Raw genomic sequence first — 20,860 nt, 5'->3', positions numbered from 1 at the left:
CTATTATTTAATTAGCAGCAAATGAAAAAAATATTGCAATTAAAAAAATAAAGCCATATTTCCTTATGACTTTATTTTTACCAAATAATTATTTCTTATGTATATTATTATTTTTTATATCATTTTTTTTATTTTTTGCAAACTGAAGCATTTCTTTTACATTTTTTATTGTAGAATCAGTAACTCCATCTCCTCCAAGCATTGAAGAAACTTGCTTTATTTTTTGTTCTTCATTTAATAATTTTAATCTTGTATATGTTTTGCCATCTAACACTTCTTTTGAAATAAAGTAATGATGATCTGATAATATTGCTATTTGAGGAAGATGAGTAATACAAAGAACTTGATGAGTTAAAGAAACCTGGTACATTTTTTCTCCTACTCTCTGACCAACTGCACCACTAATTCCCGTATCAATTTCATCAAATATTAATGTGGCTATTTCATCTTTTTCAGCAAATACACACTTAAAGGCAAGCATTATTCTTGAAAGCTCACCACCAGATAAAACTTTTTCAAGAGGTTTTAAAGGCTCACCAGGATTTGTAGAAATTAAAAAACCAACACTATCAAAGCCATTTTCCTTTGGTTCATCAGTAAAATCAACTTGTATTTTCATTTTTGATTTATTAAGGCCTACATAAGATAATTCTTCTAATAATTGCTGCTCTAAGGAAGACGTATAGCTTAAACGTATATCATGAAGCTTTTTGCCTACTTCTTTTAATTTATTAAAAGTTTCAGCTTCATTATTTTTAAGTTCTTTTAAAATTTCTTCAGCATTTATAAGTTCATTGTATTTTGTTTTTAATTCTTCGTAGTAATTTAAAATATCCTTTACAGTAGATCCATATTTCTTTTTGTATGTGTTAATTTCGTAAATTCTTTCATTTATTTTTGAAAGTCTATCTTCATCATATACTATTTCTTCAGACATATCACGAAGATCTCTAGATATTTCAGAAATCATATAATATGCTCCCTCTAGGTTAGATCTTTTTTCTTTTATATCTAGATGCTTTTCAAGAGTAGAAAATTCCCCTAAGACCTTGGATAAGCCTTCTAAAACAGATATAAAGCCTTCAGAATCATTATTTAAAATATTTAAGCATAAAGCTAAAGAACTATTTATTTTTTCAGCATTTGATAAAATATTATATTCTTCTTTTAAACTTTCTTCTTCATTTTCTGATAATTTTGCCTTTTCAATATCTTCTATTTGAAATTTAGTGTAATCTAAGATTTTACTATTTTGATTATTTGAAGATATTTTTGAAATTTTATTACGTATTTCAATTAAAGAATCACGCAAAGTTGTATATTCCTTTAAAGAAGTATAAATATCACTACCTATGTAATTATCTAAAAAACTTATGTGATTATTTCTATCAAGGATACTTTGATTTTGATGCTGCCCATGAATATCTAATAATTTTTCTCGTATTTTTTTTAGCTTTGAAACTATTATGCTTTTACCATTTACTTTAGCAATACCTTTACCACTTAAAGAAGTCTCTCTAGATATTATTAACATATCTTCATATTCTATACCTAAATCATCTAAAATACCATTTAAATTTTTGTTTTCAATTGAAAAAACAGCTTCAACGTATGTTTTATTTTCACCAGTTCTTATTAAATCCTTTGAAAATTTACCACCTAAAACATAATCAATTGCATCAATTAATATTGATTTTCCTGCGCCAGTTTCTCCTGATAAAATATTAAATCCTTCCTTAAAATCAACTGTAAGTTCTTCTATTAAGGCAAAGTTTTTTATATTTAATTGTATTAACAAAAAAATCACACCCTATGAAATAAATTCTTTTATATGGCAAACAAGGTCTTCTGCCGCCTCTAATGACCTAACCATTATAAATATAGTATTATCTCCTGCAATAGTACCTGCAATTTCATTATTGGGGAATCCATCTATTGCTTCAGCAACTGCTGCTGCTCCTCCAGACACTGTCTTTACAATAACCATTTTATCTATATTTTCTACTGAAAGACTTAAATTTCTGAGAACAGCTTTAAGTTTATCATTTAAAGAAGTATCTTCTTCCTTTGGTACTTCATATCTATATTTTCCTGCCCTATACTGTACCTTTAATAGCTTTAAATTTTTAATATCCCGAGATACTGTAGCCTGTGTAACATCAAAGCCTGATTTTCTAAGCTCGTCTGCTAATTCTTCCTGTGTATCAATGTCCTTTTTTGCTATAATGTCTAATATTTTTAAATGTCTACTTGATTTCAAATTATATCACCACACATTCTTAATTATTAAGTATCTTTGATCTTAATACTTTAAAGTAGTCATAATCTTCAAATAATAATATTCTAACTTCTTCCTTAGCCTTACTAACTCTTATTATTGACTTTTCATCTACTTTAGTAGCCTTCTGACCGTCAACTGTTAAATATATTTCCTCATCTCCATTTTCTGGAATAATCTCAATTTCACTATTACCACCTATAACTATGGTGCTCATTCCATTTGTGTGAGGACATATAGGCGTAAGGGTAATAACATCTAAATTAGGATATATTATAGGGCCTCCTGCCGAAAAAGAATAAGCTGTAGATCCTGTAGGTGTAGTAATAATTAATCCATCGCCCTTAAAAGAAGTATAAAACTTTTTATCTACATACAAACTAAAATTTACAATTCTTGACAATGTACCTCTTGCAACTACAATGTCATTAAAAGCATTTTCATAAAAATTTGTGTCTTTTTTTATGTTACCATAAGAATCGCAATTTTCACATTTAAGCATCATTCTTGATTCTACTTTGTATCTACCATCTTTTATTTTTTTAAATGCTTCATCCACATAAGCAATATCTGTACCTGTTAAAAAACCTAAATTACCTATATTTATACCAAGTATAGGCACTTTAAACTTTTGACTTATGCCTCTTGCTACATTTAAAAGAGTGCCATCACCACCTAATACAATTATAAGATCAAGTTTAGTTTTAAAATTTGTATGTTTTGTTTCATAAGAATTAAATACAACTATTTCTTCTAATTTAAAATATTTATTTAATTTATCTCTTACTAAATTTAATATTTTACAATCTTTATCCTTTGTAGGATTAACAGCAATTCCGACCTTTTTCAAGCAAACACCCCCTTTTTATAATTTATAATTATAAAAGTGTTTCATGCGACATTTCTACTATTTTATCAACATCTTCTATTTTGAATTCAGTTTGCTTATTTTTGTCTTTTGTAAAATAAACCAAATATTCTATATTACCCTCTGGTCCTTTAATAGGCGAATAACTAAGATTTAAAACAACAAGGTCTTGTGAAAGAAGGAAATCCACTATACCACCTACAACTTCTTTATGTACAGCTATATCTCTAACAACACCTTTTTTTCCCACCTTTTCTCTTCCTGCCTCAAATTGTGGCTTTATAAGCGCTACAACTTCTCCATTATCCTTTAAAAGACTAAGAGTTGCAGGCATTATCTTTTTTAAAGATATAAATGAAACGTCGATTGATGCAAAATCAAGACTTTCACCTATATCCTCAGGCGTAACATATCTTATGTTTGTTCTTTCCATACACACAACTCTTTCATCTGTTCTAAGTTTCCATGCAAACTGCCCATAGCCTACATCTACTGCAAATACTTTTTTTGCACCATTTTGAAGCATACAATCAGTAAATCCTCCAGTAGATGCCCCTATATCCATACAAACCTTATCATTAAGCTTTAAGCCAAATTCCTTCATAGCTTTTTCAAGCTTTAAGCCTCCTCTGCTTACATAAGGAATTTTATGACCTTTAAATACTATTTCAGATGTTACTTTAACCTTTTCTCCTGCTTTATCAACTCTTTGTCCATCTACAAAAATCTCGCCAGCCATAATACTTGCTTTTGCTTTTTCTCTAGATGTAATTATTCCTTTTTCTACAAGAAGTACATCTAATCTTTCTTTTTTTTCAGACATTTAAATAGCTCCTTATTTTTATTACAAACTTTTTTATATTATTTTAATAAAGTACTTTTTATAAATCTTCCTTTAACAATTTAACAACATTTTTAACTATGCCACTAGCATCTAGCATATTATCATTATAAATTTCTTTTACTGTTGCTTGAGTTACAAATTTATCCTTATAAGAAAGATTTATAAACCTTCCCTTAAAACCATTATGTGAAAGAACTCTTAAAATATTATCTCCAAGTCCTCCAGCTTCTAAATTATCTTCTACTGATATAATATCATATTCATCTAAAATAAGATTTTTTATCATATCTGTATCAACAGGTTTTATAAAGGATGCATTAATAACCTTAAGGTTTATATTATTTTTATTTAACATTTCCTTTGCAAGTACTGCCTGCTGAACTGTTTTACCTGTGGCAATTACTGCTATTTTTTTGTTAGATGGTAAATTTCCTTTTATATTTAATGGACTATTTTCACTATCTAAAACACATTTATATTCAGTAATTTCTTCCCACTTTCCAAGAGTAAAGTTTTCTTTTGGATTTAAATTTTCCAAATCATTGCCACCTCTTGGGTATCTAATAGCAATAGGGCCATAAAAATCTACACAAAACTCCATAAGACTTTCCATTTCCTGTACACATTTAGGGGCAACTATAGTCATATTAGGAATCATTGAAAGGTATGATAAATCCATTATTCCCTGATGAGTTTCACCATCAGCACCTACCACACCTGCCCTGTCTATTGCAAATACTACTGGAAGGTTTTGAATACAGACGTCGTGTACTATTTGATCATATGACCTTTGTAAAAATGTAGAATATACTGCAAATACAGGTTTAAGTCCACCGCAAGCCATTCCTGCTGCAAGAGTTACAGCATGCTGTTCTGCTATTCCCACATCAAAAAACCTATTTTTAAATTCTTTAGAGAAATCATTAAGACCTGTTCCTGAAGGCATTGCAGCAGTTATTGCAACTACTTTTTTATTCTTTCTTGCAATTTCCACTAAAGATTTGCCAAATTCTTTTGAATAGGTATTTGTAGATTTTGATATAACTTCACCAGTCTCTAAATTAAAAGGCCCTATCCCGTGAAATTTATCAGGGCTTTCCTCTGCAAATTTATAACCTTTTCCCTTTTTGGTTATAACATGAACAAGTACCGGTCCCTTTAGATTTTTAACTTTGTTAAAGACCTCAATCATAGAATGAATATCATGACCATCTAAAGGTCCTACATACCTTATACCCATATTTTCAAAAAGCATAGAAGGAACTACAAGCTGCTTAATGCTACCTTTTATTCTATTTAAGGAAGACACCATAGTTTTTCCTAAGTTGCTACTGCTTAAAACAGTGTTTACGTCATCCTTTAATCTGTTATAGCTAGGTTCAATTCTTATGGTATTTAAATATTTTGATAAACCGCCTACATTTTTGTTTATAGACATTTGATTATCATTTAAAATTATTGTCACATCAGTTTTTCTAAAACCTACATCATTTAAGGCTTCAAAAGCCATACCTCCAGTAAGAGCTCCATCACCTATTACTGAAACTACTTTGTAATCTTCACCCTCTATATCCCTTGCACGAGCTATTCCAAGAGCTGCAGATATTGATGTAGAACTATGTCCTGTATCAAAAACATCATATTTACTTTCGTTTCTTTTAGGGAAACCACTTATACCCTCTTTTGTTCTTAACTTGTCAAAACAGTTTTTTCTGCCAGTTAAAATTTTATGAACATAGCTTTGATGTCCAACATCCCAGATTATTTTATCTTTTTCTATATTATAGCTTCTAAATAGGCTTAATGTTAATTCTACAACACCTAAATTTGATGCTAAGTGTCCACCTGTTTTAGAAACACTTTCAGTAAGAAATGTCCTTATTTCTTGGGCAAGTAATGCTAATTCTTTTTCACTTAAATATTTTAAATCTTCAGGAAATTTCATACTATTTAAAAAATCTGTCATATTACCATTTCCCTTTTCTATTTTTCTCTATTTAAAAGTTTAATTGTTAATTCCTTAAGTCCATCAGCTTTTACACTTAAACTGTCTAAAAGCTTAATACTTTCATTTGAAAGATCTTCACAAATTTTTTCACATTTTTCAAGACCATGTATTGATACGAAATTACACTTATGACATTCTTCATCCATATGAATATTTTTTCCTAATTTCTTTGCATCACCAATTACATCTAATATATCATCTTTTACTTGGAATACAAGACCTATATTCACTCCAAATTTATTAAGCTTTTCTATATCTTCTTTTGGTGCATTTCCAAGCATAGCACCAGCTACTACAGAACTTCTTATAAGTTCTCCTGTTTTATTTAAATGCATATATGTTAATTCTTCTTCGCTTATGGTTTCTTTTCCTTCGCTTAAAAGGTCTACTGCCTGACCTCCCATCATACCATCAGCCCCTGAAGCCTTTGCTATTTCTTTTGCTGCTAAAAGCCCATTACCTCCAAAATCAAGGGCAAATTCCATCATTGCAATCATAGCTTCATTAAGAAGTGCATCTCCTGCAAGAAGTGCAATAGCTTCTCCATATACCTTGTGATTTGTTGGCTTGCCTCTTCTTAAATCATCATTATCCATAGCTGGAAGATCATCATGAATAAGTGATGATGTATGAATCATTTCCATAGCAGCTGCCATTTTCATGATACTTTTATAATCATTTTTATACATAAGATAAGATAAAATCATAAGAATAGGTCTTACTCTTTTGCCTCCATTTTTTATGCTGTAATATTCAGCTTCATAAAGATACTTATTATATGTTCCTTTTCCATAAAAGTATTCTTTTAAATATTCATCAATTTCACTTTTTAAATTATTAATATCCATTTTTATTACTCCTGATTTTCCCCTTGATTATTTTCATTAATAACGGTAATTTTTCCTTCTAGCGTATTTAAGATTTTATATATTTTATTTACAAGTTTAACTCCATCTTCATAAGCTTTCATAGACTCATCTAAATTTAATTGTTCATTTTCAAGTTCATTAAGTATATTTTGAAGCTTTGTAACTAAATCTTCATAACTTTCTTTTTTTGCCAAAAAAGCCACCTCACTACTTGTTAGTTTTTGGTATAAATTCACCAAAAACTTTTCCATCTTTTAAAATAATATTAATTTCCTTTTTCTGCTCTAAACTAGAAATGGAATTTATATTTACGCCATCCTTTCCTTCTATTATAGCATATCCCTTTGATAATATACTGCAAGGATTTTTAGAAATAAGCAATTTATTTAATCCATTTATCTTTTCTTTTTCTAAAGCTAATTTTTTATTCATAACTACATTTAAATTATTATTTAACTTATCTACCTTAAGATAACTATTTGCTATTTTAGCTTTTGGTGAATTTAAGCTTAATATTTTAGCTAAAGATTGAACTTTAGATTTTTCTTTTTGTAGTTTTTCTTTTATTATATTGTTAAGGTTATTTTTTATTGCAGATAATTCACTATACATGTCATCTTCTAGTGGCACTGCCATTTCTGCAGCATGAGAAGGTGTAGAAGCTCTTTTGTCTGAAACAAAATCACATATAGTAAAATCCACTTCATGACCTACTGCTGATATTACAGGTATTTTTGATTTAAATATATAACAAGCAAGCTCTTCTTCATTAAAATTCCATAATTCTTCTATAGAGCCTCCTCCTCTGCCTACTATTATTACATCTACATTTTTATTTTTATTAAAATATTTTAATCCTTCTATTATGTCTTTGTAAGCACCATTTCCTTGAACCCTTGCTGGATAAAGTATAATATCTACTAAAGAATTCCTTGTTCTTGTAACATTTATAATATCGTGAAAAACTGCTCCTGTTTCTGATGTAATTACTCCTATGGTTTTTGAGAATCTTGGAATTTCCTTTTTATATTTATCATCAAATAAGCCTTTTTCACTTAATTTGTTTTTTAATTTTTCAAACTCTATGTATAATTTTCCGAGACCTTCTTCTTGAACTTGCTGAACATAAAACTGAACAGAACCAGCCTCCTTATAAAGAGATATGCTTCCTGATGCAATTATACTCATTCCTTCTTTTATTTTAAAATTAAGGGTTTCTGCAAAGGTTCTAAACATAACACAGCTTAATCTACTTTGACCATCTTTTAAAGAAAAATATATATGACCACTAGAATGATACTTTAAATTAGATACTTCACCTTTTACAGAAAGATTTCTTAAAATAAAATCATTGTCTAATGTCTTTTTAAGATATTTATTTACCTCACTTACAGAAAGGATTTTAATTTTCATTTTTAATCAAAGCCTCACACGCGTTTTTTATTAAAAGTGTAGTAGTTAACGCTCCAACTCCTCCTGGTACTGGTGTTACTCTTGATGCTTTATTTATTACTTTGTCAAAATCTACATCTCCAGTTATTTTACCCTCAAAGGAAGATGTTCCAACATCAATTACTACTGCCCCTTCTTTTATAAATGTATCATCTATAAATTTAGGTCTTCCTATAGCTGAAACTAATATATCAGCTTCTTTTGTAACTTCTTTTAAATTTTCAGTTTTTGAATGACATATAGTTACAGTGGCATTTTCTCTAAGTAAAAGTTCATATACAGGTTTACCTACAATATTACTTCTTCCAATAACAACTGCTCTCTTTCCTTGAAGCTTTATATCTAAACTTTTTAAAAGTGTAATTACAGAAAGAGGTGTACATGGCATAAAAGAATCTTCTCCCATATACATTTTTCCAACACTTTCAGTTGTAAGACAATCAATATCTTTCTTAGACCATATCTTATTAACTACTACTTTTTCATTTATATGCTTAGGTAATGGAAGCTGCATTATAATTCCACTAACACTTTTGTCATTGTTAAGCTTTTCTATTACATTTATAAGTTCTGATTCAGTTGTATTTTCGTCTAATACTACTTTTTCAAATAAAACCCCAAGAGATACAGCAGTTTTTTCTTGACTGTTCATATAATATATTGAACCACCATCATTTCCTACTAGTATTGATGCTATTTTAGGAATAGATTTATTATCACTTTTTCTTTTTTCTACAAATGCTTTTATTTGTTCTTTAACTTTTGCACTTATTTCTCTACCGTTTATTACATTCCCCATAATTTTCCTCCTAAATGCAATTAAGAATTTTTTAACACCTTATCAAGCACTCCATTAATAAATGAAACTGATTTTTCATCAGAATATACCTTCGCAATTTCTATAGCTTCATTAATAGCAACCTTTGCTGGTACATCATCTACGTATTTCATTTCATAAACAGCTAATCTAAGTATTGTTAAATTAACCTTTGAAATTCTATCTATTTTCCATTTATCTAAGGCAGCCTTTATAGCTTCATCTATATCATTAAGATTATTATGTACTCCAAATACTACATCATTTATATAACTTAAATCTAAATCCTTTATTATATCCTCGTTATTTTCTTTAAATATATCAATTGCTTCTGCTGGAGCATCCTTACTTAAAGTCATTCCAAATAGTATTTCCATAGCTTTTTCTCTTGATTTTTTTCTACTCATTACTTTCCTCCAAAATCATAAACATTAAGTACTTATTATAATTATAAACCGTAATCAAATTTTATAATCAACTTTTTTTATTTTAACACAATTTTTTTAAAATATATATATTTTTAATTATTAATTTAAACAGGCCACACTTAAATTAAAAAAAGCCACTATATTAACAATAAAAATCATTAATACAGCAGCCTTTAAAATAAAGCTTTATACTTCCTTTTTTTCTTTTTCCTTTAAGTAGATATCTGATACAAAAACATTAACTGATCCTACAACAAGTCCTGTCATAGCCTCAACTGTTAACTTAACATTTTCTTGAACCTTTTCTACTGCTTCTTTTATTTTAGTTCCATATTCTACTGCTACAGAAAGATCAATGTTTGCTTTATCACCTTCTAACTGCACTTTAGTAGCCTTTTCAGGAATTTTTTTTCCTTTAAATATTTTATTTGTAATATTATTAGTTACACCTTGAGCACAAACTGTAATCCCCTCAATTTCTCCAGCGGCAATACCAGCTATAACACTTATAACTTCATCAGAAATTTTTACTACTCCACCATTTTTTTCTATATCATTTAACTCTTCCATTTTCCACAGCCTCCTAAGTTTATTATAAACTTTATAATAATTATATCAAAATCATAAGCTAAGGTAAACTCTCAGATTAATTTATAATACTTTATTTACAATTAATTTTTAAATTCTATTGTTACTTCTTTTATACCAGAAGCATTTTGAACAATTTCCTGAATAACAGCTCCCTCTTCTTCTGAAAGTTCTTCAGCTTTTACTATTACATTTGCCTTATGTTCATCTTCTGATATTTCACATAATGCATCTTCATAGCCTTTATTTTTAATTTCAAGTTCTATTTTGCTCTCTTTTCCTTGTTTTAATGCAATCTTTTGTAATTTTTCACTAGCTTCCTTTTTTTGATCCTGTGAAGTATTTTGATTATCAACTATTGCTTTTAAATTTTGTGAAAGCTTTGCATCATTTTGCTCTTTTTCACTTCTGGCATTATAAAAAAAGTCTGTAGTACTTATAGTTTCAGTATCCTTTTCATCATAATTTTTATTTTCATCTACATTATCAGTTGTAATTATTGCACTTAAATCCGTAGGATCATTTAATCCTCCATTATTTAATTTAGTTGCAAGTAATGCAGTACATACAATTAAAGCCAATAATGTACATATGATTCCAGCTTGTTTCTTAGTCATATCTTCTTTCCTCCCCAAAACACATTTATTTGATTATATGATTTTATTTCATTGAATATACATTTACCTTATTTGCATCTAGACTATAAAGATTTGATACTGCCACTTCAATATTATGCTTAATTTTACTATCCGATGCTCCCTTAGCAACAACTACTACACCTATTACCTTAGGCTTATTAGTTTGAAGAATAAATGGCTCATCACTACTACCACTATTTTTCATAACAATTTTTGTATCATCATTAGTTTGATTATTTACCCTCTTGCCACCATTTTTATCTGTTTCTTCTGTAACAGTATTTTGACTAGTTTTATCATATGCAGGAACCTTTACTTCATCACTTTCAAATGTAATCATAACATCTACATCATCTACTCCTGATATTTTTTTTAATATAGAAATAAGTTCCTGTTTCTGTTGTTCTTCATATTCTGAAACCTTAACTGCATTAGATTTCGACTCTTCATCAACTGAATTTGATTTATTTATGTTATCATTTTTAGATGTTCCAAAATTAACTACAATAAGTACAAAAAATAATATAAGAAGTACAATAAGTATATTACTTATTTTTTTATCCTGTATAATCTTTTTGATTTCTTTTACTATTTTGTCCATATTCATAAAAGAAAGCCTCCATGTTATTTATATTTCACCACTATTTTATCTTCATCTATCTGTACATTTTCTTTTATATATTCTTGTACATCATTTAGAAATTCATCACTGTTATTTGTAACAGTACTTAAGCTATTATTAATGTTTTTTTCCTCTCCATTTCCAAAATTTATATTGTCTATTTCTTGTACTTTTTCTACTTCATTATTATTTATACTACTGCCTTTATAACTTTTATTACTATCTTCTTTTTTATTAACAAAAACTTCTATTTTCTCTACATTAGTTATATCTCCTGATAATAAGCAAGTAAAATCACAATTTTTAAATTTATTTTCAAGAAGTATACATAAATTATCTTCAAATTTCTCCTTAAAGTTACTTTCTAAAATCTTATTATCTGAAGTTTTATTTGATGTATATGCAGTTTCTTTTTGTACATTATCCTGAAATTCTTTTATTTTTCCTGTAATAATATTTTCACCATTACTTGCAAAATAAACAATTGGATTTATCATAAAAGCTATTAAAATAAGTCCAAGAACAAATTTTACATACTTCTTCATTGCATTTTCAGGAGCAATAATTTCAATAGCTGTCATAAAAACTATAATTGAAGATAAATTAACTATAAATTTTTGAATTTGATCCAAAACATCAGCCCCCTATAATAAACCTGCTGCTAGATGCCATAACTCCTATCAATATAAAAAACATAAGACTTATTGTTAAAACAGATGACAAAAGAATTACCATGCACTCACCAGTACTGCTTATAGAATTAACTATTCTCTTATCTGATACAGGCTCTACTACTGCTGCAGAAAACTTATATATAAATATCATTAATACTATTTTTATTACAGGGTACAAAACAATAAGAACTATTACTAAAAGACCTAATGCACTTACAGCATTTTTAATAATAAGAGAATAGGAAGCTACAGAAGTTATAGCATCAGAAAAGGATTTCCCTACAATTGGTATAAAATTATCAATAGCAAATTTTGTAGTTTTGAGAGTAACAGCATCTAATGTATTGGAGGTAAGTCCCCTTATAGAAAGAATTGCAATAGAAATTGTAACTACAAATCCTTGCAGCCACATGGTAGTTTTCTTTATCATTTTGCAAAATCCACTTATTTTCTGTTCACTACTTAAATTATTTACAAATTGAAGTACAAAAGTTATTAATATAAGTGGAATAATTACATCTTTGTATATTTTAGGAATAATGGTAACCACAGACATTATAACTGGATCTAATGCAGCTGCCTCTAAAACCCCACCTGATAAAGCTGTCATAGAAACAAGAACAGGCAAAAGAGCATTCATAAAACTTGAAATATCATCTACAACATCTTTTGCTACCTGTATGGAAATTAAAAAACTCTTTGTTATAACAATAATAATTACTGTGTAGCAGGCATAAAATGCAATTTCTGATACTCCCTTGCTTGAAAATGCATCTTGAAGATTTTTTAAAAGGGAACATAAAATAGATATTGCAATAATAGATATTCCAAATTTCAAAACCACATTAACTTCCTTAAATATAAGACTTACTAAAGCATTAATTAAAATACTTTCTGTTTTTTCTCCCTTACCATTTATAATGTAATTTTTAACATATTCCTTTGGCGTAAGTTCATTTAATACTTCATTATTACTTTTTATTTTATTAATATAATCATATAATTTATCTAAAGATTCCTCACTTTCATCATAAGCTTCTTGGATTTTATTAATATCTTCCTGTGAAATTGCATTGTTTGCCTCATTACAACTTCCACTAATGCCCTTTGACAAAAAAATATATATTATAACCATAATTAACATAATGAGTATTTTTCTTTTTTTCATAAAATACACCTTTTATTAAAGAATCTGAACTATTGAATTTAAAACAGCCATTAATATTGGAATTGCAAGAACTATTATAAAAAGTTTTCCTGCAAGTTCTACCTTTGATGAAAGGCTTGAAGCACCAGCATCTTTACATATTTCGCTAGCAAAAGACGACACATATGCTATAGCTAATATTTTTAATATTATAACCATATATACATTATCAATTCCTGCTTTTTCAGCCATTACCTTAATAAATTCTATTACTTCTTTAAATTGTGCTAGGCAAAATATAAATATCATAAGTCCTGCCGCAAGTATAAGAAGCATCGAAATATCACTTCTTTTATCTTTAAATAAAACAGAAAAAAATAAAACTATAAATACAAAGCCAATTACTTTTAATATGAGCATATTATCACCTAAAATAAAAACATAGTCCTTACGGAATTAAATAAATCTCCAATTAATGAAACAATCATAATGAGTATTATAACTATGCCTGCAATATTTGTTATAGCTGCAATTTCACTTTTACCACTGCTTGTTAATACTTTATCTAGTACAACAAGAACTATACCAGCCCCTCCTATTTTAAAAATTAAATTTATATCAAGCATATTTTTTCCTCCATAATAATTTATTTAAATTATTAAAATAGCTGTCATTGCCCCAAAGCACATTCCAAGCTCTCTGTACAATTTTGCATTTTTACCAGCCTCTTTAGCTGCTTCTTCAAGGTTTAATTTTATATTTTCAAGAGCTAAATTAAATATTTTTTCCTGTCCATAAATTCCTGTATCTCCCAAGTACCTTATAAAATCCTTTATTAAACTTATATCAGATTTATTAAAATGAAGTCCAGTTTCATTAGAAACATATATCCTTTCTATGACCTCCAGAAGATTTTCTTCATTATCACTTTTAGAAATTTCCTTTGATGTTTTATAAAGTATATTTTTAAAGGGTTCTGAAACTTTTTGTGACACTTCACATAATGCTTCAGGAATCATTGTATTGTTATATAAAATTTCGTTCTGCATAAGAATAATTATTTTTTTATATTCTCTAAGTTCATTTAACCTTTTCACATATTTTTGTCCAATTTCATAGCCTACTATGGAACATATGGCAAATACAACAATCATAAGTAAAATCTTACACAATTTTTACCACCTCTTTTCCAGATACTTTATATATGCTTTCTAAAGTAGCAGGTCCTTTTCTAGCACTTAATATAATTATTCTTTCTAATATGTTTTCTAAAATAAGATTATTAAATACTCTTCTTCTTTTTATATCTTCAAGATTAAATCCATGTATTGTACTTATAACATTTATTCCCGAATTAAAAGCAGCTTCTAAGGATAAAACATCTTCCCTTCTGCCAATTTCATCACATATTATAACTTCAGGAGATAAACTTCTAATAGCCATTATCATGCCTTCACTTTTTAAGCAATTATCCAAAACATCACATCTTATTCCAAGTTTCATTTGTGGAACACCCATAAAGCATGCTGCAATCTCACTCCTTTCATCTATAACTGTTACTCTCTTTTTGTTTTCTGAAATGTTTCGTGCAATATCCCTTAAGATTGTTGTCTTGCCACATTTTGGAGGAGAAACTATGAGAGTATTGTATATTCTGTCTCCATCATATATATATTTATATATTTTATCTGAACATCCGATTATTTCCCTGCAAATTCTTATATTTATGGAAGAAATATTTCTTATAGTCTTTACAATATTTTTTTCCATAACACATTCTCCAGCTAGTCCTACTCTATGACCACCTTTAATTGTTATAAATCCTTGCTTTATTTCTTCCTCATAGGCATACAATGAATAATTAGATATTTTTTGAATTATAAACTTCATTTCCTCTCTAGATACAATGTGATTAATTATAAATTCTCTGTTATCAGCAGTTAAAATGCATGGTTCATTTATTTTTATTCTTATTTCCTGAAGCTTATTATTTGTAATGTATTTTTCAATGTATTTCTTTAAATTTCCTTGAAACAGCTTACATAATTCTTCCTGTATTTTAATCACCTCAAATCTTGTACTTGCTTATATATAAATATTATTTTGCCATGTGAAAATATATTACTTTTAAACAAAAAAAGCTTTACTTAAATATAATTTATACTAGAATAAAAAAAGCATAACTTATGATTAAAAATTTAAACATAAGTTATGCTCTTATAATATAAAAATTTTTAAGCCTTAATATTGTTATTACAATATGGGCACTTTAATTCATTAGAACCTTTTAAAGCTGATTCCTCTATATATATTGGCTTGCCACATTTTGTACATTTAATTTCTTTGTAAGATGTATCTTCCATTTCTTCTAAATCTTCTATTGATACCTCTTCAAATAATTCATCTTGAATTCCTGATATGTCTTGATCCATGTACTTCATATTTTCAGCTAAAGCAGCTTGATTTACAAGAGCTTCTTCAACCTTTTCATTTAGACTTTCTAAAATTTCAGATATTTTGCTATAGATAATTTTCTGCTTTTCATTATCTTTATTAAGACCTTCTATTTCAGAATTTAATTTTTGTATTTTTTCTTTAATATCTTTCATAAAAAACACATCCTTATTTTTAAAATAAGAAAAAAATTGCCAAGTTCTTAAAACTTAGCAATTTAAAAAACATACTAAACTCTTTCCATGTATTCTCCAGTTCTAGTATCTACTCTAATAACGTCTCCTTCATTAACAAACATAGGAACGTTAACTACTGCTCCAGTTTCAAGTGTTGCAGGTTTTAAAGCATTAGTAGCTGTATTACCTTTAACTCCTGGTTCACATTCAGTAATTAATAATTCAACAAAATTTGGTGCTTCAACTGAGAATGCATCACCTTTATAGAATTTAATAACTGCACACATATTTTCTTTTAAATATTTAATTGCATCTTCAACCTTTTCATAATTTAAAGGAATTTGTTCAAATGTTTCTTGATCCATGAAGTAGTATAATTCTCCATCAGAATAAAGATATTGCATTTCCTTTCTTTCAATTACAGCTTCTTGGAATTTAGCTGTTGGGTTAAAAGTAGTTTCTGTAACTGCTCCTGTTATAACATTTCTAAGTTTTGTTCTAACGAAAGCTGCTCCTTTACCTGGTTTAACATGTAAAAAGTCAACAACTGTATAAACTTGACCTTCATTTTCAAATGTTGTACCTTTTCTAAGATCACCTGCTGAAATCATATATATACCTCCAAAATCTTTAGTTTCAAATCTTTTTTAATTGTTAATATCATATCTTTCTATAAATAACTTTACATACTCAAAATTAGATTATTAACATAACACTCTTATTTTATCAAATGTATCAAATAATTGCAACGAACTATTCTAAAAATTGTATATTTTTTCACATTTACTTTTTGGTATTAGAATTAAATTATTATTTACATGCTTAATTTCTATCTCTACAAAATTATTTCTTTCTAGATTATCATCTTGTAAATAATACTTGTAACCTATATATTTTATTGAAATAATATGTTCATCAATGCTAAATTCAGAAATTTCATTATTTTTTATATTTAGTATTTTATTTTTATTTTCTTCATTATTAAAATATTTATTAGCTATTGAAATTAATTTTTCTATGTCACAAGATATATTATTTTCTTTATATCCCATATCATTTTCATAGGAAATTGCATTTAAATATACTTTATATGACAATAAAAAAACTACACTTGCAAAAAGCATTGTTATTAATGAATATACTGTACTACTAGCCTTATTTTTATGTAATTTCAAAAATTTTATACACATTCTACATATTCCTCATTATTATTTGTTACTATTTTCATATAAATAATATTATTATTCTTAATAAATTTAACCTCTTTAATATTATAAAGTATTTGATTTGCACTTAAAAACCTTCCTATACTTTCTCCATCATAAGATTCATAATAATAAATATATAAATATGAATCTTTCATCTTTATCTCCTTTATAAAAAAAGATTTGTCTTTACTACATAAATATAATGTTATTTTATCCTTATGATATTTTATTTTTGTTACATCATTATCATTTACATTTTTTCTTACTATAAAAAAAGCATTATCCATAGCATTATTTAAAATGCTCTTATCTGTAACATAATCATATGTATAATATAATTTCATAGTTATTGAAGCTGTAGCTATTATTATCATTTGAAATATAAATATATATGCAATGCACTCAGCTAAAGTAAAACCTTTCTTAAATTTCATCCATCCATGAAGCCTTTACCACTTCTTCTTCATTTTCACATTCCTTTCTTATAATTTTAATTTTAACTGTAATATATCCATCATTATTAACTTTACTTATTTTTATAATTATATTTTTATAATTATTTAAATATTCTTTCTCATTTAAATGTTCTTCACTCAATAGTTCATTATTTAAAAGCTCCCTAAAATCATTTGTATAAATTTTTTTTAAAAAATCATAATTTGTATAAATAACTATATCCCTATCATTTAATTTATTATTTATATAATCAAAAGAAATATTATACTTTATCTCTTTGGTTAATGCTTTAAGTATACTTTTACTATTTTGATTATTATTTATTATTGCATAAGATTCATTTAATAATTCATAGCTTTTTACAAAAAAACACATAGACATTAGTATAATAAATATTCCAACCATAGATTCTATTAATAGTATTCCCTTTTTCATTTATTTTACCTTTTTATTTTTATTCTATTTGTTGAAACATTTGCTGAAATAGTTGCAATAAATTTATTAATTGATGACTGTAGTTGTATTTTAATACCCCTTAAAATACCTTTAGGTGTAAGATACATTACTGTATATTCCTGCATATTATAAAAGGTAATTCCTTCTGGCAGATACACAATCTTTTTATTTTCAGCATTAATTACAAAAGCTATACAGCTTTTATCTTTATCATTAATTATTTCTATAATGCCACTTGTATTATTGTTATAACAATATTTTTTAGCATAATTTAAAATATCATCTATTTCATAGGCAGCTGACTTTAAATTAATATATGAAATAATATCATTATAATTTTTTATACATTTTCCTGTAATTGATGCAGTTATAATTACAATTGCAAAAACAGCTGAACATTCAACTAATGAATAACCTTTATGTTTCCTTTTCAAAAATTCTCACCCTTTATATTCATAATGTCTAAAACAGGCCCTAAAAATTCTATAATTATAAAAGAAATCATAATAGTAATAAATACTATAAGTGCAGGCTGAACTAATTTTACAGCCTTAGATATTTTATCATTTACTTTACGTTCTAATGTTTTTGAAGCCTTTAAAAGAGAATCTTCAATCTGACCTCTTGATTCACCAATTTTAATAATTGACAAAGTATACTTAGAAATAAAATCAAAATTCTTCATAATAATATTTATTTCACTTCCACTTTTTATTCCTTCTACAAATTCTTTTATAATTTTTTCATTTACACCTAAGGATTTATAATCTATATTCATCTTCATTATTTCTACAATACTGCTTCCAGATACAACTATCATACTTAAAAAAGATATAAACTTATATTCAGTTAATAATTTCCCTAACTTGCTCTTTTTAAAAAACTTTGCTATAATTCCACTTTTTATAAGCAAAAATATAAACAAAAAAATACTTAAAATAATAATTGTTGATATTATTAAAATTTTGCTTAAAGGACTATACTTTATTAAACTAATAAAATTATATAAACACAGTAATTTACTAGACATATTTTTATTTATATTTTTGAAACTTTCAAACATTTTAGGAAAAACAATAAATAAAAATGCAAAGCTTCCTAAAATAAGTGTAGTTATAATAAAAATGGGATATATTAAAGAAGAACTTATATATTTTTTTAACTTGTATTTTTTATAATAATAGTAATTAAGATTATTAAGCACCTCACCTAAGCTTCCATTTTCTTCACCAACTTTAATTAAGTTTACTAAAAAATCCGGATAAATTTTTGCTTTATTAAAGGCATTTGCTACTGAAGAACCTTTTTTAACACAATCTTTTATAATGCTTATGCTATTTTTATATTTTTTTGAAATAGAAGTTTCTTCTATAAGATCAAAACTATAATATATAGGGAAACCATCATTATACAAATCATGTAAATTTCCCATTATGCTATATATATCTTTGTAATTATATCTCATAATGATTCCTTTTCTATAAAATCAATATAATCATAATATGATACTTTTCCCCTTAAAAGGAGCTTTAAAATTTGATTTTTCATTTGACTGTTATTAAGCTTTTTACTTAAAAATTGCAAATCATTTATATTATCCTTTATTTCACTATTAAAATAATGTACAGAAGCTACAAGTTCCCTGCTAATATAACCTGTATTATTACACTTGTCACATTTGCCACTTTTATATAATTTAATTTTTTTATTAGTAGTATTTATTCTAATTTTACAATTATCACATAATATTTTTACAAGTCTTTGACATATTACACCTGCAATACAATTATTCACTATGTATCTGTCAATATTCATATCTCTTAATCTAAGAAGAACTTCATAAGCACTTTTAGCATGTATTGTTGAATAAATCTTATGACCAGTTAACGCTGCTCCAGAAGCTATAGAAGCTGTTTCACTATCACGTATTTCACCTATTACAATTACTTCACTATCTTGCCTAAGAAGCGTTTTAAGAGCTGTTTTAAAATCAACTCCTGTACTTTTGCTTAAATCTACTTGATTTATGCCATTCATTTTTATTTCAACAGGATCCTCTAAAGATGTAATATTTAAAGGATATTTTTTTATTTCACCTATAATGCTGTAAAGAGTTTGTGTTTTACCACTACCTGTAGGTCCTACAATAAGAACAAGACCATTTGAAATATTAATAATCTTTTTTATATTATTTTTTTGATTATTAGAAAAATTAAGTTCCTTAAATGATTCAAAGTGCTTGTTAAAATTTATAATTCTTATAACAATTTTTTCACCTGTATTAAGTAAAATAGTAGATACTCTAAAATTAATACTGTTTCCATAAATATTTTCTGAAAAGCTGCCATCTTGAGGCTTTCTTTTTTCTGTAATATTCATACCACATTTTACTTTTATTCTTGATAAAATTAATGGATATTCTAAAAGTGGCACTTCACAGTGCTTAATAAGATCACCATTAATCCTTATTCTCACGTTAACCTTATTTTCATCTGGTTCAAAATGTATATCACTAGCATTTAAATTTACTGCTTCTTTTATAATCTTATCTTCAATATTCACATTTTTTATATTGTTAATGTTTACAATGGCATCCTTTTTTATTTGCATATTAAAGCCTCCCTTTGTAATTATTAACAAACAGCAAAAAAATATTCACAAAAATCACTTATTTTTTGTGAATATTTTTTTGCTTCAATTATTTACTTCATTTCACTTTATGTTCCTTATCACTTACAACTTCCATAATTAAGAATTAATAATTAATAATTAAGAATTAAGAATTAAGAATTAATAATTAAGGATTAAGAATTAAGGATTAAGGATATTTTTACTCCTTCGTCGTAAAAATTTAAATTATATTAGTGTGGGTGGACA

Annotated in this window: 27 protein-coding genes; all 27 read right to left on the bottom strand. The window is 26.8% G+C overall.

What is annotated here, in order from left to right:
• Positions 1 to 88 precede the first annotated feature (88 nt).
• Positions 89 to 1,798, bottom strand: coding sequence for a DNA repair protein RecN (gene recN / locus ACTNAO_RS06070; protein ID WP_441027369.1), 1,710 nt, complete (start codon positions 1,796 to 1,798; stop codon positions 89 to 91).
• A 12-nt stretch (positions 1,799 to 1,810) separates the two neighbouring features.
• Positions 1,811 to 2,260 (bottom strand): arginine repressor, encoded by a 450-nt coding sequence (locus ACTNAO_RS06065; protein ID WP_441027368.1) that lies wholly within the window; start codon positions 2,258 to 2,260, stop codon positions 1,811 to 1,813.
• Between the two features lie 19 nt (positions 2,261 to 2,279).
• Positions 2,280 to 3,128 (bottom strand): NAD(+)/NADH kinase, encoded by an 849-nt coding sequence (locus ACTNAO_RS06060; protein ID WP_441027367.1) that lies wholly within the window; start codon positions 3,126 to 3,128, stop codon positions 2,280 to 2,282.
• 28 nt (positions 3,129 to 3,156) lie between these two features.
• A complete protein-coding gene (locus ACTNAO_RS06055; RefSeq protein WP_441027366.1) occupies positions 3,157 to 3,969 on the bottom strand; it encodes a TlyA family RNA methyltransferase in 813 nt (270 codons plus the stop codon).
• Positions 3,970 to 4,027: 58 nt separating this feature from the next.
• The gene (dxs, locus tag ACTNAO_RS06050) at positions 4,028 to 5,956 is read right to left on the bottom strand and encodes a 1-deoxy-D-xylulose-5-phosphate synthase (RefSeq protein ID WP_441027365.1); all 1,929 of its coding nucleotides are present in this window, start codon (positions 5,954 to 5,956) and stop codon (positions 4,028 to 4,030) included.
• A gap of 17 nt (positions 5,957 to 5,973) precedes the next feature.
• Entirely contained in the window at positions 5,974 to 6,846 is an 873-nt protein-coding gene (locus ACTNAO_RS06045) for a polyprenyl synthetase family protein (protein ID WP_441027364.1), read from the bottom strand.
• Between the two features lie 5 nt (positions 6,847 to 6,851).
• Positions 6,852 to 7,061 carry an exodeoxyribonuclease VII small subunit gene (gene xseB / locus ACTNAO_RS06040; protein WP_441027363.1) on the bottom strand — a complete coding sequence of 70 codons (210 nt, stop codon included), beginning with the start codon at positions 7,059 to 7,061 and terminating at the stop codon, positions 6,852 to 6,854.
• 13 nt (positions 7,062 to 7,074) lie between these two features.
• Positions 7,075 to 8,280: an exodeoxyribonuclease VII large subunit gene (gene xseA / locus ACTNAO_RS06035; RefSeq protein ID WP_441027362.1), complete on the bottom strand. Its 1,206-nt coding sequence runs from the start codon at positions 8,278 to 8,280 to the stop codon at positions 7,075 to 7,077.
• Positions 8,270 to 9,118: a tetrahydrofolate dehydrogenase/cyclohydrolase catalytic domain-containing protein gene (locus ACTNAO_RS06030; protein ID WP_441027361.1), complete on the bottom strand. Its 849-nt coding sequence runs from the start codon at positions 9,116 to 9,118 to the stop codon at positions 8,270 to 8,272. The genes xseA and ACTNAO_RS06030 overlap by 11 nt, the downstream gene beginning before the upstream one ends.
• Before the next feature lie 20 nt (positions 9,119 to 9,138).
• Positions 9,139 to 9,543, bottom strand: a complete 405-nt coding sequence (gene nusB / locus ACTNAO_RS06025; RefSeq protein WP_441027360.1) for a transcription antitermination factor NusB — start codon at positions 9,541 to 9,543, stop codon at positions 9,139 to 9,141.
• Positions 9,544 to 9,750: 207 nt separating this feature from the next.
• Positions 9,751 to 10,134 (bottom strand): Asp23/Gls24 family envelope stress response protein, encoded by a 384-nt coding sequence (locus tag ACTNAO_RS06020; protein ID WP_441027359.1) that lies wholly within the window; start codon positions 10,132 to 10,134, stop codon positions 9,751 to 9,753.
• 101 nt (positions 10,135 to 10,235) lie between these two features.
• Entirely contained in the window at positions 10,236 to 10,769 is a 534-nt protein-coding gene (locus ACTNAO_RS06015; RefSeq protein WP_441027358.1) for a SpoIIIAH-like family protein, read from the bottom strand.
• A 43-nt stretch (positions 10,770 to 10,812) separates the two neighbouring features.
• The gene (gene spoIIIAG, locus ACTNAO_RS06010) at positions 10,813 to 11,397 is read right to left on the bottom strand and encodes a stage III sporulation protein AG (RefSeq protein ID WP_441027357.1); all 585 of its coding nucleotides are present in this window, start codon (positions 11,395 to 11,397) and stop codon (positions 10,813 to 10,815) included.
• 17 nt (positions 11,398 to 11,414) lie between these two features.
• The gene (gene spoIIIAF, locus ACTNAO_RS06005; RefSeq protein WP_441027356.1) at positions 11,415 to 12,044 is read right to left on the bottom strand and encodes a stage III sporulation protein AF; all 630 of its coding nucleotides are present in this window, start codon (positions 12,042 to 12,044) and stop codon (positions 11,415 to 11,417) included.
• 4 nt (positions 12,045 to 12,048) lie between these two features.
• On the bottom strand, positions 12,049 to 13,254 hold the full coding sequence (spoIIIAE, locus tag ACTNAO_RS06000; protein ID WP_441027355.1) for a stage III sporulation protein AE: 1,206 nt from the start codon (positions 13,252 to 13,254) through the stop codon (positions 12,049 to 12,051).
• Between the two features lie 15 nt (positions 13,255 to 13,269).
• Complete coding sequence (gene spoIIIAD / locus ACTNAO_RS05995; RefSeq protein WP_441027354.1) at positions 13,270 to 13,653, bottom strand: stage III sporulation protein AD; 384 nt, start codon at positions 13,651 to 13,653, stop codon at positions 13,270 to 13,272.
• Between the two features lie 8 nt (positions 13,654 to 13,661).
• Entirely contained in the window at positions 13,662 to 13,859 is a 198-nt protein-coding gene (spoIIIAC, locus tag ACTNAO_RS05990; RefSeq protein WP_441027353.1) for a stage III sporulation protein AC, read from the bottom strand.
• A gap of 24 nt (positions 13,860 to 13,883) precedes the next feature.
• Positions 13,884 to 14,405: a stage III sporulation protein SpoIIIAB gene (locus tag ACTNAO_RS05985; protein WP_441027352.1), complete on the bottom strand. Its 522-nt coding sequence runs from the start codon at positions 14,403 to 14,405 to the stop codon at positions 13,884 to 13,886.
• A complete protein-coding gene (gene spoIIIAA, locus ACTNAO_RS05980; protein ID WP_441027374.1) occupies positions 14,398 to 15,297 on the bottom strand; it encodes a stage III sporulation protein AA in 900 nt (299 codons plus the stop codon). The genes ACTNAO_RS05985 and spoIIIAA overlap by 8 nt, the downstream gene beginning before the upstream one ends.
• A 170-nt stretch (positions 15,298 to 15,467) precedes the next feature.
• Positions 15,468 to 15,842: a CD1247 N-terminal domain-containing protein gene (locus ACTNAO_RS05975; protein WP_441027351.1), complete on the bottom strand. Its 375-nt coding sequence runs from the start codon at positions 15,840 to 15,842 to the stop codon at positions 15,468 to 15,470.
• Positions 15,843 to 15,916: 74 nt separating this feature from the next.
• Positions 15,917 to 16,474, bottom strand: a complete 558-nt coding sequence (efp, locus tag ACTNAO_RS05970; RefSeq protein WP_441027350.1) for an elongation factor P — start codon at positions 16,472 to 16,474, stop codon at positions 15,917 to 15,919.
• 147 nt (positions 16,475 to 16,621) lie between these two features.
• Positions 16,622 to 17,053: a hypothetical protein gene (locus tag ACTNAO_RS05965; protein WP_441027349.1), complete on the bottom strand. Its 432-nt coding sequence runs from the start codon at positions 17,051 to 17,053 to the stop codon at positions 16,622 to 16,624.
• Positions 17,044 to 17,505 carry a hypothetical protein gene (locus tag ACTNAO_RS05960; protein ID WP_441027348.1) on the bottom strand — a complete coding sequence of 154 codons (462 nt, stop codon included), beginning with the start codon at positions 17,503 to 17,505 and terminating at the stop codon, positions 17,044 to 17,046. Before ACTNAO_RS05960 ends, ACTNAO_RS05965 begins: the two co-directional genes overlap by 10 nt.
• Complete coding sequence (locus tag ACTNAO_RS05955) at positions 17,495 to 17,962, bottom strand: hypothetical protein (RefSeq protein ID WP_441027347.1); 468 nt, start codon at positions 17,960 to 17,962, stop codon at positions 17,495 to 17,497. The genes ACTNAO_RS05960 and ACTNAO_RS05955 overlap by 11 nt, the downstream gene beginning before the upstream one ends.
• A 5-nt stretch (positions 17,963 to 17,967) precedes the next feature.
• The gene (locus ACTNAO_RS05950) at positions 17,968 to 18,417 is read right to left on the bottom strand and encodes a pilus assembly FimT family protein (protein ID WP_441027346.1); all 450 of its coding nucleotides are present in this window, start codon (positions 18,415 to 18,417) and stop codon (positions 17,968 to 17,970) included.
• Positions 18,414 to 19,448, bottom strand: coding sequence for a type II secretion system F family protein (locus tag ACTNAO_RS05945; protein ID WP_441027345.1), 1,035 nt, complete (start codon positions 19,446 to 19,448; stop codon positions 18,414 to 18,416). Before ACTNAO_RS05945 ends, ACTNAO_RS05950 begins: the two co-directional genes overlap by 4 nt.
• A complete protein-coding gene (locus ACTNAO_RS05940) occupies positions 19,445 to 20,593 on the bottom strand; it encodes a GspE/PulE family protein (RefSeq protein ID WP_441027344.1) in 1,149 nt (382 codons plus the stop codon). Before ACTNAO_RS05940 ends, ACTNAO_RS05945 begins: the two co-directional genes overlap by 4 nt.
• Positions 20,594 to 20,860: the final 267 nt, after the last annotated feature.

This window comes from Clostridium sp. HCP1S3_C6, assembly GCF_052066735.1.
Taxonomy (GTDB): Bacteria; Bacillota; Clostridia; order Clostridiales; family Clostridiaceae; genus Clostridium.
The sequence above is the reverse complement of the archived record's forward strand: the minus strand, read 5'-3'. Positions and strand labels throughout refer to the sequence as shown.